This window comes from Micromonospora sp. NPDC047557 (assembly GCF_043205095.1).
Classification (GTDB): domain Bacteria; phylum Actinomycetota; class Actinomycetes; order Mycobacteriales; family Micromonosporaceae; genus Micromonospora.
The window spans coordinates 17,770-31,845 of sequence record NZ_JBIDDK010000012.1 but is presented as its reverse complement, the minus strand read 5'-3'; the positions used below and the strand labels follow the sequence as shown (position 1 = coordinate 31,845).

Annotated in this window: 16 protein-coding genes; 6 read left to right on the top strand and 10 right to left on the bottom strand. The window is 74.7% G+C overall.

Annotated features, from left to right (window positions below; genetic code table 11):
- Positions 1–16: 16 nt before the first annotated feature.
- From ACGGAQ_RS24410 to ACGGAQ_RS24400, 3 genes are all read left to right on the top strand, one after another.
- The gene (locus ACGGAQ_RS24410) at positions 17–1,198 is read left to right on the top strand and encodes an ROK family protein (protein ID WP_387184319.1); all 1,182 of its coding nucleotides are present in this window, start codon (positions 17–19) and stop codon (positions 1,196–1,198) included.
- A 19-nt stretch (positions 1,199–1,217) separates the two neighbouring features.
- A complete protein-coding gene (locus tag ACGGAQ_RS24405; protein ID WP_393052751.1) occupies positions 1,218–1,526 on the top strand; it encodes a DUF1707 domain-containing protein in 309 nt (102 codons plus the stop codon).
- Positions 1,527–1,692: 166 nt separating this feature from the next.
- Entirely contained in the window at positions 1,693–2,433 is a 741-nt protein-coding gene (locus tag ACGGAQ_RS24400; protein WP_393052749.1) for a DUF4142 domain-containing protein, read from the top strand.
- 22 nt (positions 2,434–2,455) lie between these two features.
- On the opposite strand, the gene ACGGAQ_RS24395 is transcribed toward ACGGAQ_RS24400, so the two are convergent.
- Genes ACGGAQ_RS24395 through tsaB form a run of 4 tightly spaced genes read right to left on the bottom strand, consistent with a single transcriptional unit; the run spans position 2,456 to position 4,923 of the window.
- Positions 2,456–2,710 carry a hypothetical protein gene (locus ACGGAQ_RS24395; RefSeq protein ID WP_039906914.1) on the bottom strand — a complete coding sequence of 85 codons (255 nt, stop codon included), beginning with the start codon at positions 2,708–2,710 and terminating at the stop codon, positions 2,456–2,458.
- A gap of 14 nt (positions 2,711–2,724) precedes the next feature.
- A complete protein-coding gene (gene tsaD, locus ACGGAQ_RS24390; protein ID WP_393052747.1) occupies positions 2,725–3,771 on the bottom strand; it encodes a tRNA (adenosine(37)-N6)-threonylcarbamoyltransferase complex transferase subunit TsaD in 1,047 nt (348 codons plus the stop codon).
- Positions 3,764–4,249, bottom strand: a complete 486-nt coding sequence (gene rimI / locus ACGGAQ_RS24385; protein ID WP_393052746.1) for a ribosomal protein S18-alanine N-acetyltransferase — start codon at positions 4,247–4,249, stop codon at positions 3,764–3,766. The genes tsaD and rimI overlap by 8 nt, the downstream gene beginning before the upstream one ends.
- Entirely contained in the window at positions 4,246–4,923 is a 678-nt protein-coding gene (tsaB, locus tag ACGGAQ_RS24380) for a tRNA (adenosine(37)-N6)-threonylcarbamoyltransferase complex dimerization subunit type 1 TsaB (RefSeq protein WP_393052744.1), read from the bottom strand. Before tsaB ends, rimI begins: the two co-directional genes overlap by 4 nt.
- A 654-nt stretch (positions 4,924–5,577) precedes the next feature.
- Between tsaB and ACGGAQ_RS24375 the strand changes: the two genes are divergently transcribed.
- Positions 5,578–6,282 carry a helix-turn-helix domain-containing protein gene (locus ACGGAQ_RS24375; RefSeq protein ID WP_393052742.1) on the top strand — a complete coding sequence of 235 codons (705 nt, stop codon included), beginning with the start codon at positions 5,578–5,580 and terminating at the stop codon, positions 6,280–6,282.
- A 171-nt stretch (positions 6,283–6,453) separates the two neighbouring features.
- Here ACGGAQ_RS24375 and ung read toward each other — a convergent pair whose 3' ends face one another.
- The 6 genes from ung to ACGGAQ_RS24345 all read right to left on the bottom strand — a co-directional run bounded on the left by ung (position 6,454) and on the right by ACGGAQ_RS24345 (position 11,974).
- Positions 6,454–7,155, bottom strand: coding sequence for a uracil-DNA glycosylase (ung, locus tag ACGGAQ_RS24370; protein ID WP_393052740.1), 702 nt, complete (start codon positions 7,153–7,155; stop codon positions 6,454–6,456).
- 76 nt (positions 7,156–7,231) lie between these two features.
- Entirely contained in the window at positions 7,232–7,714 is a 483-nt protein-coding gene (tsaE, locus tag ACGGAQ_RS24365; RefSeq protein WP_393052738.1) for a tRNA (adenosine(37)-N6)-threonylcarbamoyltransferase complex ATPase subunit type 1 TsaE, read from the bottom strand.
- Complete coding sequence (locus tag ACGGAQ_RS24360) at positions 7,711–8,814, bottom strand: alpha/beta fold hydrolase (RefSeq protein ID WP_393052736.1); 1,104 nt, start codon at positions 8,812–8,814, stop codon at positions 7,711–7,713. The genes tsaE and ACGGAQ_RS24360 overlap by 4 nt, the downstream gene beginning before the upstream one ends.
- 55 nt (positions 8,815–8,869) lie before the next feature.
- Complete coding sequence (alr, locus tag ACGGAQ_RS24355; protein ID WP_393052735.1) at positions 8,870–9,991, bottom strand: alanine racemase; 1,122 nt, start codon at positions 9,989–9,991, stop codon at positions 8,870–8,872.
- 90 nt (positions 9,992–10,081) lie between these two features.
- The gene (locus ACGGAQ_RS24350; protein WP_393052733.1) at positions 10,082–11,551 is read right to left on the bottom strand and encodes an NAD(P)H-hydrate dehydratase; all 1,470 of its coding nucleotides are present in this window, start codon (positions 11,549–11,551) and stop codon (positions 10,082–10,084) included.
- A gap of 54 nt (positions 11,552–11,605) precedes the next feature.
- Complete coding sequence (locus tag ACGGAQ_RS24345; RefSeq protein ID WP_393052732.1) at positions 11,606–11,974, bottom strand: holo-ACP synthase; 369 nt, start codon at positions 11,972–11,974, stop codon at positions 11,606–11,608.
- A gap of 174 nt (positions 11,975–12,148) precedes the next feature.
- Between ACGGAQ_RS24345 and ACGGAQ_RS24340 the strand changes: the two genes are divergently transcribed.
- Positions 12,149–12,445, top strand: coding sequence for a hypothetical protein (locus ACGGAQ_RS24340; protein ID WP_393052731.1), 297 nt, complete (start codon positions 12,149–12,151; stop codon positions 12,443–12,445).
- Positions 12,442–14,031, top strand: a complete 1,590-nt coding sequence (locus tag ACGGAQ_RS24335) for an alpha/beta hydrolase (RefSeq protein WP_393052730.1) — start codon at positions 12,442–12,444, stop codon at positions 14,029–14,031. Before ACGGAQ_RS24340 ends, ACGGAQ_RS24335 begins: the two co-directional genes overlap by 4 nt.
- The last annotated feature ends 45 nt before the right edge of the window (positions 14,032–14,076 follow it).

Here is a 14,076-nt window from a genome sequence, read left to right as displayed (position 1 = left end):
GGGAGGTAGCGCCAGCATGCGCCCGGCACCCAGCCAGGAGGAGGTCCGGAGGCAGAACCTCGGGGCCCTGCTGCGGCACGTGCACGTGCACGGGGCGACCACCCGCGCCGAACTCACCACCACCCTGGGGCTGAACCGGAGCACCATCGGCGCGCTCACCGCCGACCTGGCCGGCGTCGGACTGGTCAGCGAGGGAACACCGAAGGAGACCGGCCGGGCCGGACGACCGTCCATTGTCGTCCGGCCCGAGTCGGCCCGGGTCTACGCGTACGCGTACTCCGTCGAGGTGGACCGACTGCGCGCCGCCCGGGTCGGCCTGGGCGGCGCGGTGCTGGACCGCCGGGAGCTGGACCGACCGCGCGGGCTGCTGGCCGCCGAGGCCGCGCCGCTGCTCGCCGGTGCGGTCAAGGAGATGCAGCAGGCGGTGCCCGCCGACGCGATCTGCGTCGGCACCGGCGTCGCGGTCTGCGGGATGGTCCGCCGTGAGGACGGCCTGGTCCGGCTCGGCCCCACCACGGGCTGGGTGGACCAGCCGATCGGCGCCGCGCTCGGCGCCGAACTGGGCCTCGATGTGCCGGTCACGGTCGGCAACGTGGCCGACGTGGCGGCGTTCGCCGAGCACGCCCGGGGGGTCGCGGCCGGCTGCGACAACGTCATCTACCTGTACGGCGACGTCGGCGTCGGCGCCGGCATCATCGCCGGCGGACGTCGGCTCACCGGACACGGCGGGTACGGCGGCGAGGTCGGCCACATGAAGGTGGTCCGTGACGGCATGCCCTGCGAGTGCGGCGCCCGGGGTTGCTGGGAGACCGAGATCGGCGAGCACGGCCTGCTCCGCGCGGCCGGACGATCCGACGCCCGGGGCCGCGACGCGCTGCTGGCCGTCTTCGACGCCGCCGACCGCGGAGACGCCCGCGCCCAGACGGCGGTCCGCAAGGCCGGTGACTGGCTGGGCTTCGGGGTGGCCAACCTGGTGAACGTCTTCAACCCCGAGATGGTCATCTTCGGCGGCACCATGCGGGACCTCTACCTCGCCGCGGCGGCCCAGATCCGCAGTCGACTCAACTCCAACGCCCTCGGCGCCTGCCTGGAACACGTCCGGTTGCGCACCCCCAAACTGGGCGAGGACGCGCCGCTGATCGGCGCCGCCGAACTGGCCTTCGAACGGCTCCTCGCCGACCCCCTCGACGTGGGTTGACCCGCGTACCCTGTCCGGCGTGGATGTCGAGCTGCGCGCCTCCGACGACGACCGCCACCGGGTGGTCGCCGAGCTGCACCGGCACACCACCGAGGGCCGGCTCACGCTGGACGAGTTCTCCGAGCGGGCCGGCGCGGTCTGGGCCTCCCGTACCCTCGGTGACCTGGCCGCGCTGACCCGCGACCTGCCGGCCCTGCCCGACCCCGCCGCCGCGACGGCCGGCGGGGGCGACCCGATCGGACACGGCCGCCGCGAGCTGCTGGTGCTCTTCGCCGTCGCCGCGCTCACCCTGCTGCTGCTCGGCGGCTTCCTCGCCCTCACCCGCTGATCCACGCCGCACGCGCAGCCCTTGCGCGCCCCGGTTCGCACATCGACTGGCCGCGCCGATGAACTGATCGGACGATCAGTCCGTACCAGTGGGCGGACGGGCGGCCGCCAGGGTGCGGCTGCCCGGTCCAGACGCGTTTGGTCCGGACCGAGGAGGCACCGCAGACATGGCACCGCTCAGATCCGCCCGTCGCCGGCCGGGCAACCGGATGCACCGCGCGGCGATGTTGCTCATCGCGATCGTCGCGGGGGTCGGTGTCCTGCCCGGAGTGGCCATCGCCGCCCCCGCCGGCGGGCGACAGCTCAACGCCGCCGACATGACACTGCTCAACGGGGTGCGGCTGGCCGGGTTGTGGGAGATGCCGGCCGGCCAGATGGCCGCCGAGAAGGGACAGTCGGCGAAAGTAAGGGAGATCGGCGCCGGCATCGCCGGCGAGCACCAGCGGCTCGACGAACTCGTCGTGGAAGCGGCCAACAAGCTGGGCGCGACCATCCCGAGCGAGCCGACGGCCCAACAGAAGGGCTGGCTGCAGGAGATGAAGGACGCCTCCGGCGCCCGGTTCGACCAGATCTTCGTAACCCGCCTCCGGGTCGCCCACGGCAGCATTCTCCCGGTGATCAGCGCGGTACGGGCCAGCACCCGGGACGCCACCGTCCGCAAGCTCTGCGAGGAGGCCACCGGCTTCGTGACGCATCACATGCAGATGCTGGAGTCCACCGGACTGGTCCGGTGGCCCGAACTGCCGCCGGCCGCGCTGCCCGCCCCGGGCAAGGACGGCCTGTTGGCGGCCGCGGGGGCGAACGCCGGACCGCAGGTCGGTGTCAGCAGCACCGTCGTCTGGCTGGTCTTCCTCGCCGCGCTCGGCACCGGCGGGATCGCCACCTACCGGATGCTGCGCCGCAGCTGATCACCGCCTCTGGTGGCCCCCGTCAGCGGTCCACCTGGGTGAAATCCCAGGAGTGCGGGGCGCGGGCCACCAGCAGGGCGGGTGGATCGGGCAGCGGACGCGGGCTGCTGCGCCACTTGGAGATGACCACGACACGGTGGTCGGTGGACGAGAAGACCTCGCTCGACACGTGCAGAGGGTCGTGCTCCAACTCCGGCAGGGCGGTGTCGCACACCCAGGTGATCAGGTCGGCGACGCCGTACGCCTCGGCGCGCGCCTCCCACATCCGCACGATCATCTCCGGTGCCCCCGTCACACGCTGACCGTGGTCAGCGGCAGCGCCGAGTCGGCCGGCAGGTCCAGCCGGCTCGGCGCGATCCCGGCGGCGACCAGGTGCGAACCGAGCGCGGCCACCATCGCCCCGTTGTCGGTGCACAGCTTCGGCCGGGGCACCCGCACCCGGATGCCGTACTTCTCGGCCCGCTGCTCGGCCAGCGCCCGCAGCCGGGAGTTCGCCGCCACTCCACCGCCGATCACCAGCGTCTCGATCCCCTGCGCCCGGCAGGCGGCGAGCGCCTTGCTGGTCAGGACGTCGCAGACCGCCTCCTGAAAGGACGCGGCGACGTCGGCCACCGGCACCGGCTCGCCGGCGCGCTGCCGCGCCTCGACCCAGCGGGCCACCGCCGTCTTCAGCCCGGAGAACGAGAAGTCGTACCGGTGGGCGGCGAGATCCTTGGCGGCGGTGAGGCCACGCGGGAACGCGATCGAGGCGGCGTCACCGGCGCGGGCCTCCCGGTCGATGGGCGGGCCGCCCGGGAACGGCAACCCCAGCAGTCGGGCGACCTTGTCGAACGCCTCACCGGCCGCGTCGTCGATGGTGGCGCCGAGCGGGGTGACGCCCCGGGCCAGGTCATCGACCAGCAGCAGCGACGAGTGCCCGCCGGAGACCAGCAGCGCGATCGCGGGTTCCGGGAGCGGGCCGTGCTCCAGGGTGTCCACCGCGACGTGCGCGGCGAGGTGGTTGACGCCGTACACCGGCTTCTCGGCCGCCAGCGCGTACCCCTTCGCGGCGGCGACGCCGACGAGCAGCGCGCCGGCCAGACCGGGCCCGGAGGTCACCGCGATGGCGTCGATGTCGGCCAGGGTGACACCGGCCTCGGTCAGCGCCCGCTGCATGGTCGGCACGATGGCTTCCAGGTGAGCGCGGCTGGCCACCTCGGGCACCACGCCCCCGAAGCGGGCGTGCTCCTCGACGCTGGACGCGAGCGCGTCGGCCAGCAGGGTGTGCCCGCGTACGATGCCGACGCCGGTCTCGTCGCACGAGGTCTCGATGCCCAGGATCAGCGGTTCGTCAGCCATGGTCGTGTGGTCCGTCCCCGGTCGGCTCGGCGTCGCGCCGCATGACCAGCGCGTCGGTGTTGCTCGGTTGGTAGTAGCCGCGACGCACCCCGATCGGTTCGAACCCGTACATCGCGTAGAGCCGCTGGGCGGCCACGTTGTCCACGGCGACCTCCAGCAGGGTGCTGCGGGCGTCACGCCGGGCCGCCTCGGCGAGCAGCTCCTCCAACAGGACACGCCCGACGCCGCGCCGCTGGACGTCCCGGCGGACGGCGATGACCTGCACCCACACCTCGTCCGGTGGGGCTCCGGCGAGCCCGGCATAGCCGAGCAGGGTGCCGTCGGCGTCGGTGGCGACCCGGTAGTGGTGCCTGTTGGCCAGCTCGTTCCAGAACATCGCCGGCGACCAGTGTTCCGCGCCGAAGAGGTCCACCTCGATCGGCATCGCCTCGTCGATGTGCCACCAGCGGAACGGGTCCAGCCGTACCGTCGCGCTCACGGCAGGACCGGTTTGCGGCCGGTGGCCGCCACGGCGTCCGGACGGCGCAGGTAGAGCGGGGTGAGCCGCTCACCGGGTGCGCCGGCCCGGATCCGCTCGGCGGCGAGCTGCGCCAGCACGGTGGCCTCCGGGTAGCGCGGCTCGACCCGGACCGGCAGGTCCAGGGCTTCCGCGTACCGGTGTGCCCCGTCGCCGACCGCTACCGTCGCCCCCAGTTCCCGGGCGCGCGCGGCGGCCACCGCCGGGGCGGACACCTCGGGCCCGACGATCCGCTGACCGGCGCCGTCGTAGACGGCCCAGTACAGCTCCTTGCGGCGGGCGTCGCTGGCGGCCAGCACCGGCTCGCCGGCCGCCGCCGGGTAGCCAATGCCGTCCAGGGAACAGACGCCGTACGTCGGGACACCGAGCACCTGCCCCATCGTGGCGGCGGTGACCAGGCCGACCCGCAGCCCGGTGAACGGCCCCGGGCCGAGGCCGGCGACGATGGCGCCCAGGTCACGTGGGCGCGCTCCGGCGTCGGCGAGGACCGCGTCGACCTGGGGCGCGAGCAGTTCACCGTGCGCGCGGGCGTCGACCGTGCACCGGTGCGCCCGGGACGTCACGCCGTCCGCCGAGATCTCCACCAACGCTGCGGTCACCGCGGGGGTCGAGCTGTCCACCACGAGTACGAGCACGGTTAGCCAGCCTAGCGGCCCCGCCACCGCCGCCCGGCCACGCCCCGCCCCCCGCCTGCGCCCAGGGTCAGCCACTCACTCCTGGACCGCCCTGGCGCCCTGGGTGCTGGCCGCTCAGGCACGGCCGCCCGCCTGGCCGCTCAGGCACGGCCGCTCGCCTGGCCGCTCAAGGCCGGCCGCTCGCCGAGGCGCTCAAGGCCGGCCGCTCGCCGGACCGCTCAAGCCGGGCCATTCAAGCCGGGCCGCCAAGCCCGGCCGCCTGGCATCCTCGGCCGCCTGGGCCGCTCTAACAGGGTCGTCCTGGCCGTTCCAACTGGATCCTCATGGCCGCTCTGGCCGTTCAGAGCATCGAGCAGGGCTGGTCGCTATCAGCCGGATCGGCTGCCTTGGCCGTCTTGGCCGTCTTGGCCGCTCTCACCGTCCTGGCCGCTCTCAGTCGACCTCTGCGGGACGACACCACTCGGCCGGAGGCACTTGCCCTGATGAGCGGTATACCTGTGAGTCATATTTATGACTCACAGGTATACCGCTCATCAGGGAATGGCCCACCCGACGGCGGAGTGGCCGGGTCGCCGGGATCTCGGACCCAGGCCACGCAGTCGTGAATCCGGCTCAGCGGTTTCTCCTCGGCCACACCCGGTCCACCATGTCGGCATGCCGCCCACGCGCCTCGCCACCCTGCTCGGCAGGGCTGTCCGCCAGCAACGGCACCTGCGCGACCTGACCCAGACCGAGCTGGCCGAGGCGGCGGGGGTCACCCAGGCGGCTGTTGCCCGGATCGAGAGCGGCAGCCGCGTCCCGAGCATTCCGGTGCTGGAGCGCTTGTTCGCGGCGATGGACGTGCAGATGGTGGTCGAGGTCGAGCCGCTGGACGCGCACCTCGACGCCCGCATCGACGAACTGGCCGCCCGGCCGATCGCCGAACGCATCGACGAGCTGGGCCTGGATGAGACGCTGGACCGACTCACCGACTTTCCGCAGGTGCTCACCGGCAGCACGGCGGCCCTGTTGCAGGGCGCGCCGGTGCCGGTGGACGCCGTGGAGATCGCCCTGCGCTGGCAGGACTCGAAACGGTTCACCGGCTGGCTGGAGAGGAACTACGGCCAGCGGTGGAACGCCCGGTGGGGCGAGTTCGGCGGGGTGTGGCTGGAGCCGGAGGAGCCGGGCGAGCACCGTTGGTCGACCCGGTACGGCGAGATCAGGGCGACCATGTGTGACGAGCTGCCCGAAACGATCGAGGTGCGCCACGGCGGGCGCGACTATCGGGTGGTGCCCTTGGTCGAGCTGGAGCTGACCGAGCCGCGGGCCGCCGAACTGCTGCGCCGCTATCGGGCGCGGCAACTCGCTGCCGAGAGCTGACCCGCGCGGCGAAGGGCCACGCGGTCTCGCCGGGCGGCACGGCCCACGCCACAACAACAAGCTGGCGACGCGGCCGGCACCACAAGAACAAGCTGGCGGCACGCCCCACGCCGCTGAGCCGGCGACGCGGCCCACACCGCAGAGCTGGCGCCGCGGCCCACGCCGCAGGGGTCAGCCCGCGGTGCGCTCCCAGTCGATGGTGGGCCGCCCGGCGTCGGCGAGCGCCTTGTTGGCCGCGCTGAACGGGCGACTGCCGAGGAAGCCGCGCGGGTTCATCGGGCTGGGGTGGCCGGCCTCCAGCACCACGTGCTGCGGGTTGGTGACCAGGGCCGCCTTCTTGCGCGCGTAGCCGCCCCAGAGCAGGAAGACCACCCGGTCCGGTGCGGCGTTCAGGGCCCGGATCGTGGCGTCGGTGAACTCCTCCCAGCCCGAGTTGGCGTGCGAACCCGGGGTGGCCTGGCGCACCGTCAGCACCGCGTTGAGCAGCAGCACGCCCTGCGCGGCCCAGCCGTCGAGGTTGCCGCTGGGCGGCTTGGCCACGCCCACGTCCTCGCCCAGCTCCTTGAAGACGTTGCGCAGCGACGGCGGCACCGCCACCCCCTCGCGGACGCTGAAGCTCAACCCGTGGGCCTGCCCGGCGCGGTGATAGGGATCCTGCCCGAGGATCAGCACCCGGGTGCTCTGCGGCGGGCAGAGCCGGTACGCCGAGAAGAGATCCTCCAACGGCGGGAAGACGGTCTGCGTCGCGTACTCCCGGGCGACGAACTCGGCAAGCGCGGCGGTGCGGGCCGGATCGAGGTGCGGGGTGAGCACGGCACGCCAGGGCTCCGGCAGCAGAGCCAGCAGATCCAGGGCGGGGGCGTCGTCGGGCATCAGGAACCTCTTCCAGCGCGGGTCGGTCCCCCGCACTCTAGGCACCGGGTCCGACAGCGCCGCGCCGACACGGGCCCTAACTCAGCTCGGCGAGCCGTCGGGCCCAGTCGCCACCGACCGGCTCCAGCTCGACGATCCGGGTGTCGTCGTCGCGGCGGTCGATACGGACCCACAGGTGCGCGTCGACCAACTGCTCCACCAGGCCCTCGCCCCACTCCACCACGGTCACCGACTCGTCCACCGAGGCGTCCAGATCCAGGTCGTCAATTTCGGCACGCGGGTCGCTGGCGGCGCCCAGCCGGTACGCGTCGGCGTGCACCAGGGCCACCCGACCACCCCGGGCCGGGTCGGGCCGGTGCACGCGGGCGATCACGAATGTCGGCGAGGTGACGTCCCCGAGAACGTGGAGCCCCGCGCCGACGCCCTGGGTGAGCGCGGTCTTGCCGGCCCCCAGCGGACCGGTCAACAGCACCAGGTCACCGGCCCGCAGCAGCCCGGCCAGCCGGCGGCCGAACTCCCGAGTGTCCTCGACGGTCGGCAGTTTGACGACGAAACTCACCGGTCCTCCATGCTCTCCAGTGACTCGAGGAACCGCGCCAGCGCGGCGTTGACCTCGTCGGCGTGCTCCAGCATCACCACGTGACCGCTGTCTTTGATCTTGATGAACTCGGCGTGCGGCAACCGCCGGACGATCTCCTCCGAGTGTGTCACCGGAGTGATCATGTCCTTGTCGCCGACAACCACCAGCACCGGCGCGTTCGCCAACGCGGCAAGCGCCGGGAAACGCGAGTGCGTGGCCAGCGTCCGCAGGTAGCGGGTCACTGTGTCGGCGGAGGTCCGGGAGTTCATCGTCTCCACGTACGACACGAGCGCCGGGCTGGGCTTGCGGGTGCCGAAGCCATACTTGCGGGTGAGCAGCCAGGCCACGTTGGACGTGGACTTGCGGGCCTTGTCGATCACCGGGCCGCCGTACCGGGTGGCGTTGCTGACCATGTAGAGCACCGGCCCGCCGACCCGGCCGAGCAGCGCCGGCGCGACCAGCTTGGTCTCCGCGATCAACCCGCCCGAGGTGGCCATCAACACCGTGCCCACCACCCGGTCACCGAACAGCTCGGGGAACAGCTCGGCGAACGCCATGATGGTCATTCCGCCCATCGAGTGGCCGACCAGCACCAGCGGCCCCTCCGGGGCGGTCCGGTCGATCACCCGGCGCAGCGTCCGGCCGAGCACCGCCAGGTCGTACTCCCCGGTCTCCAACCGGCCGGACCGGCCGTGACCGGGTTGGTCGTACGCGACGACACGGTAGTCGCCGCGCGCGGCGAGCATCCGGCGCTGGAAGTGGAAGGTGCCCATGTCCAGGCAGAAGCCGTGCACCAGCACCACCGTCGGGTGCCCCGGCACCGGACGGGTCGGCTCGACCACCTCGACGTGGATGTCGGTGCCGTCCGGTAGCTCCAGCCGGAACGCCTCGTCGTACCGCTGCTCGCCGAACCTCTCGTGCGCGTAGCGATCGGCCGGGTCGGCCTTGAGCCGGCGGACCAGGGTGCGTTCGGTCGCGACGCCGGCGGCCAGGCCGGCCGCCGCCACTCCGACCGCGGCGCCGACCAGGCCGGCGACCCGGCCGGCGGCGGTCCGCGGCCGCGGAATGCGGTACGTCACGGCGTCACCCTTGTTCGCGACTGCGGGGCTCGCAACCCCGGCTCACTCCTCGCGCTCACGGCGAGCGCTCGCCGTCGTAGACGCGCGGCACCCGCGTGCTGCCGAACCGGGTGACGATCTCGTAGTTGATCGTGCCGACCGCCTCGGCCCAGTCGTCGGCCGTCGGCTCGCCGTCGGCACCGCTGCCGAACAGGGTCGCCACGTCGCCGTCGGCCACCGGGTCGTCACCGCAGTCGATCACGAACTGGTCCATGCAGACGCGCCCGGAGATCGTCCGCCGCGCACCGGCGAGCTGCACCGGCCCGCTGTTGGACGCGTGCCGGGGCACACCGTCGGCGTACCCGAGGGGCACCACGGCGAGATTCGCGTCGGCCTCGGTCGTGTAGGTGTGCCCGTAGGAGACGCCGGTGCCGGCGGGCACCCGCTTGGTGAGCATCACCCGGGCCCGCGCGGTCATCGCCGGCCGCAGCCCGTACGTCTCGCCGGCCACCGGGGACAGACCGTAGACGGCCAGCCCGGGGCGGACGAGGTCGAAGTGGGTGTCCGGGCGGGTCAGGGTGGCCGCCGAGTTGGCCAGGTGCCGCCAGCGGGGGCGCAGTCCGGCCCGCTCGACCATGGCGAGCCCCTCGTGGAAGACGGCGAGCTGCCGGTCCGTGGTCGGGTGGCCGGGCATGTCCGCGTACACGAAATGGCTCCACACACCGACCACCTCGACCAGGCCGTCGGCCTGGGCCTTCGCGGCGGCGTCGAGCAGCGCCGGCCAGTCGGCGACTGTCGCCCCGCCCCGGGACAGCCCGGTGTCGATCTTCAGGTGCAGGCGGACGGGACGCCCGGCGAGCCGGCTCGCCTCGATCATCTCGTCCAGCTGGGACAGGCTGGCCGCGCTCAGGTCCACCCCCGCGCTGACCCCCTCGTGCAGCGGCAGCCCCGGCGCGAGCAACCACGCCAGCACCGGCGCGGTGATCCCGGCCCGGCGCAGCGTGAGCGCCTCGTCGAGGGTGCACACACCGAGCCAGTCGGCCCCCGCGTCCAGTGCCGCGCGGGCGGACGGGATCATCCCGTGGCCGTACCCGTCGCCCTTGACCACCGCCATCAGCTCGGCGGTGGTGCCGGAGCGGAGCCGGCTCACGTTCTCGCGGATCGCATCAAGATCGACGCGTACCTCGGCCTGCCACATACGCCCAGCCTACTTTCCACCCTGATCACCGTGGGCGGCGACGCACGGCCCGGCCCGCCGAGCCGGCCAACCGGCCCCAAACAGCGACGATCAGCCCAGCCGGGCGACGACCGGGCGCAGGGCGGTCGCCACGTCGGGCGCGGTCACCGGGCCGCCGCGGGCCGCCTCCCGACCGGCGAGCCCGTGCAGGTACGCCGCCGAGGCGGCCGCCCGATCCGCCGGCACCCCGGCCGCCAGGAGCGAGCCGAGCAGCCCCGCCAGCACGTCGCCGGTGCCGCCGGTGGCCAGCGCCGGGGTGCCGGTCGGGTTGACGTACGCCCGGCCGTCCGGCGTGCCGATCACCGTGCGGTCCCCCTTGAGCAGCACCACCGCGTTCATCCAGGCGGCCAGCCGCAGCGCGGCCCCGACCCGGTCGGCGCCGGGCTCCTCCCCGCACAGCCGGGTGAACTCCCGGTCGTGCGGGGTGACCACGATCGGCGCGTCCCGGCCGCGCAGCCGGTCAGCGAGCGAGCCGTCCACCAGCAGGGTCAGCGCGTCCGCGTCGAGCACCACCGGCACCGGGGCGGCCAGGACGGCCCGCAGCTCGGCCGCCGCGTCGTCGCCGGTGCCCAGCCCCGAGCCGCACACCCAGGCCTGCACCCGGCCGGCGTCGGCGACCCGCCCGGTGGCGATCACCGAGGGGTGCTGGTGCAGCACCTCGGCCCGAGCGCCACCGGCGTAGCGGACCAGCCCCGTCGGCCCGGCGAGCGCCCCGCCGACGGAGAGCACCGCCGCGCCCGGGTACGTCGCCGAGCCGGTCGCCACCCCGACCACGCCCCGGGTGTACTTCTCCGACGCCGCGCCCAGCTGCGGCCACCACTGCACGAGGTCGGACCACTCGGTGACCTGCAGCGCGGGAGTGCCGCGCAGCCAGGGCCGCAGCCCGATGTCGACCAGCTCCACGTGCCCGGCCAGGACGGCTGCCGGTCCGACGACCAGGGCGGGCTTCAGCGCGCCGAAGGCCACCGTCACGTCGGCGCGGACCGCGGTGGGCCGGCCGGACGCGGCCAGCGGCACGTGCCCGGTGTCCACCGCCACCCCGCTCGGCACGTCCACGGCCAGCACGGTGGCCCGACCGCCGTCGCGCCCGCGCAGGTCGTCGAGGCGCTGGACCACCTCGTCCGCGCTCGCCCGCAGCCCGCCCGCGCCACCGATCCCGACGATGCCGTCGAGGACCAGGTCGACGGGGCCGGCCGGACGGTCGACCAGCCGGCCACCGGCGGCGCGCAGCGCGGCCAGCCCTGCGGCGTGCGCCCGCCCCGGGCTGAGCAGCAGGGCGGACACCTCGACGCCCCGGCGGGCCAGCCGTTCTCCGGCGTAGAGGGCGTCACCGCCGTTGTCGCCGGAGCCGACGAGCAGCAGCACCCGGCCGCCGTACACCCCGCCCCGCTCGGCGAGCAGCAGGGCGGCCCGGCGGGCCAACCCGGCGGCGGCCCGCTGCATCAGCGTGCCCTCCGGCAGTGTGCCCTTCAGCCCCGCCTCGGCCGCCCGTACGTCAGCCGCCCGCCACACCGCTCTCATGTCACCGTGCCCCATTCCGCTCGCGAGTGGGCCGCCCCGGCCACCCAGCCGACGTCACCGTTCCGCGACCACCATCGCCGATGCGATCCCGCCGTCGTGCGACAGCGAGAGGTGCCAGTGGTTGATCCCCCGCTCGAGCGCCGCCGCCGCGACGGTGCCCGAGACGGTCAGCCAGGGCCGGCCGGCCGTATCGGGCACGATCTCGCAGTCGTGCCAGCTCAGCCCGGCCGGGGCGCCGAGCGCCTTGGCGACGGCCTCCTTCGCGGCGAACCGGGCGGCGAGCGACTCGGGCGAGCGTGGGGTGCCGGAGCGGGTGGCCCGCTCGGCCGCGGTGAAGAGTCGATCGGCAAGCAGCGGCGTCCGCGCCAGGGACCGGGTGAACCGGTCGACCAGGACGACGTCGATGCCGACAGCGACGATCACCAGACCACCCTACCGGCGGCCGAGGCGGCAGATTAGCCGTCGGGCCCGCCGTGGGCAACGCCTGTGGACACACCGGGGTACGGCCGCAGGCGGTGCGTCCACAGGGCACTCCGGCGCGGCCCGACCCTGCCTAGCGTCAGCGCGTGGATGCCGATCGTGCACGGGGGTGGGGTCATGACCGAGGAGCCGTTCGCCGTCCGGCCGCAGGAGCTGCGCGCCGTGGCCGGTGCGCTCGACGACGAGGCGTACCGGTTGGCGTGGGGCCTGACCGGCGCCTTCGGCCTGCTGGTGCCGGCGCCGGGTTGGCGGGCCGCCACCGCTCTGGCGGGGCTGGAGTCGGCCGCGCAAGCATGGTTCTGCCGGCTGGGGGCGGACGTGGCGACGACCGCCTGTGGTGTCCGGGCCGCAGCCGAGGCGTACGAGACGGTGGACGACCGGGCTGCCGGCCGGTTCGCCGTCCTGCCCCGGTGAGCGGCGTCGGCTACCGGCAGCTCTGGGCCGCCGATCCGGGCGGCTGGCGGGCAGCCGGGGCGGCCTGGGCCGGGTTGACCGGTCCGGTCGAGCGGCACGCCGGCGAGCTGGCCGGTTCCGCCGGGCGGTTGCGGGGCGGCTGGTCCGGCGCGGCCGCGGTGGCAGCTGACGCTCGGCTGGGCGGCCTGCGGGGCGAGGTGACCTCGGTGGCGCCCGCGCTGATCGAGGCCGATCAGGTGCTGTCCGAGCTGGCCGGGTGCCTCGTGGTGGCAAAGGCGCGGCTCGCCGAGGCGGTCGCCCGGGCCGACGCGGCCGGCCTGGCGGTGGACCGGTCCGGTGGCGTGCACGTCGATCCGACCCGCCTGCGACCGACCGAGCGGGCCGGCGCGGCCCAGGCGGGCGCTGCGGCCGCCCTGCGGGGCGCGCTGGAGTTGGCCGACGCGGCGGACCGGCAGGCCGCCGACCGGTTGGACGAGCTGGCTCGGGCCGCCAGCACCGGTTGGGCGTCCCCACCGCCGCCCGGCCGACCGGCCTCCGGGGCGACCCCGGCGCTGGTGCGCGCCTGGTGGTCCGGGTTGACCCCGGCGCAGCGACGGTGGCTGGTCGGGCACGAGCCGGCCCTCGTCGGCGGCCTGGACGGGGTGCCGGTCGCCGCCCGCGACCAGGCCAACCGCCTGCGGCTCGGTGCGCGGCGCGCGGAGTTGCTGGCCGAGCGTCGGCGGTTGCTGGCCCGGGTGCCGCCGGGACCGCTCGCGTCGCTGCGGCTGCGCGCGGTGGCGGCGCGGCTGGCCGGCCTGGACACGCTCACCGAGCGCCTGGAGACCGGGCAGCCGCGGGCGTACCTGCTGGGGCTGGACCCGGCCGGTGAGGGTCGGGTGGTGGTGGCCCTCGGCGATCCGGACCACGCCGACCGGGTGCTGACGTATGTGCCGGGAATGACCGCCGGGCTGGACGACGCCCCCGGCGAGCTGGGTCGAGCGGCCCGGGTGCTGGAGCGCTGCGCGTCGCTCGCGCCGGGTGAGCGCGGCGCGGCGGTGCTGTGGCTGGACTACGACGCACCGGACTTCCTGACCGAGGCGGCGTCGGCCGGCCAGGCCCGCGACGCTGGTGGGGCGCTGCACCGCTTCCAGGAGGGGCTGCGCGCCACCCACGAGGGGCCGCCGGCGCGGCAGACCGTGCTCGGGCACAGCTACGGGTCGCTGGTGGTGGGCATCGCCGCCCGGGAGCACGGGCTGGCGGCCGACGCGTTGATGTTCGTCGGCTCACCGGGGGTCGGTGCGGCGCACGCCGCCGAGCTTGGCGTACCGGCCCAAGAGGTGTGGGCCAGCAGCGCTCCGGACGACGTGATCCGCCTGGCCCGGCCGGTGGACGAGCTGGGCCGCCGGGCCCTGCTGGGCACCGCTCCGCTCGCCGCCGTGCTGGGCTGGCCGGATCGGACCGGCCACGAGCTGTGGTTCGGTCACGACCCGGCCGACCCCGGGTTCGGCGGCCGGGTGTTCCCCAGCGGCCGCGGCGGGCACACCGGCTACTGGGAGCCGGACAACCCGGCTCTGGACGGGATGGCCCGCGTGGTGCTGGGCCGCTGACGACGCGCCGTTGACGCTGGGCCGCGCCGGTCGGCATCGCTCGCA

Bases quoted from the DNA above. Each gene is read 5' to 3' on its own strand.
- ACGGAQ_RS24410 (WP_387184319.1), top strand. From the start codon at position 17: ATGCGCCCGGCACCCAGCCAGGAGGAGGTCCGGAGGCAGAACCTCGGG.
- ACGGAQ_RS24400 (WP_393052749.1), top strand. From the start codon at position 1,693: ATGGCACCGCTCAGATCCGCCCGTCGCCGGCCGGGCAACCGGATGCAC.
- ACGGAQ_RS24395 (WP_039906914.1), bottom strand. From the start codon at position 2,710: ATGATCGTGCGGATGTGGGAGGCGCGCGCCGAGGCGTACGGCGTCGCC.
- tsaD (WP_393052747.1), bottom strand. From the start codon at position 3,771: ATGGCTGACGAACCGCTGATCCTGGGCATCGAGACCTCGTGCGACGAG.
- ACGGAQ_RS24375 (WP_393052742.1), top strand. From the start codon at position 5,578: ATGCCGCCCACGCGCCTCGCCACCCTGCTCGGCAGGGCTGTCCGCCAG.
- ung (WP_393052740.1), bottom strand. From the start codon at position 7,155: ATGCCCGACGACGCCCCCGCCCTGGATCTGCTGGCTCTGCTGCCGGAG.
- alr (WP_393052735.1), bottom strand. From the start codon at position 9,991: ATGTGGCAGGCCGAGGTACGCGTCGATCTTGATGCGATCCGCGAGAAC.
- ACGGAQ_RS24350 (WP_393052733.1), bottom strand. From the start codon at position 11,551: ATGAGAGCGGTGTGGCGGGCGGCTGACGTACGGGCGGCCGAGGCGGGG.
- ACGGAQ_RS24340 (WP_393052731.1), top strand. From the start codon at position 12,149: ATGACCGAGGAGCCGTTCGCCGTCCGGCCGCAGGAGCTGCGCGCCGTG.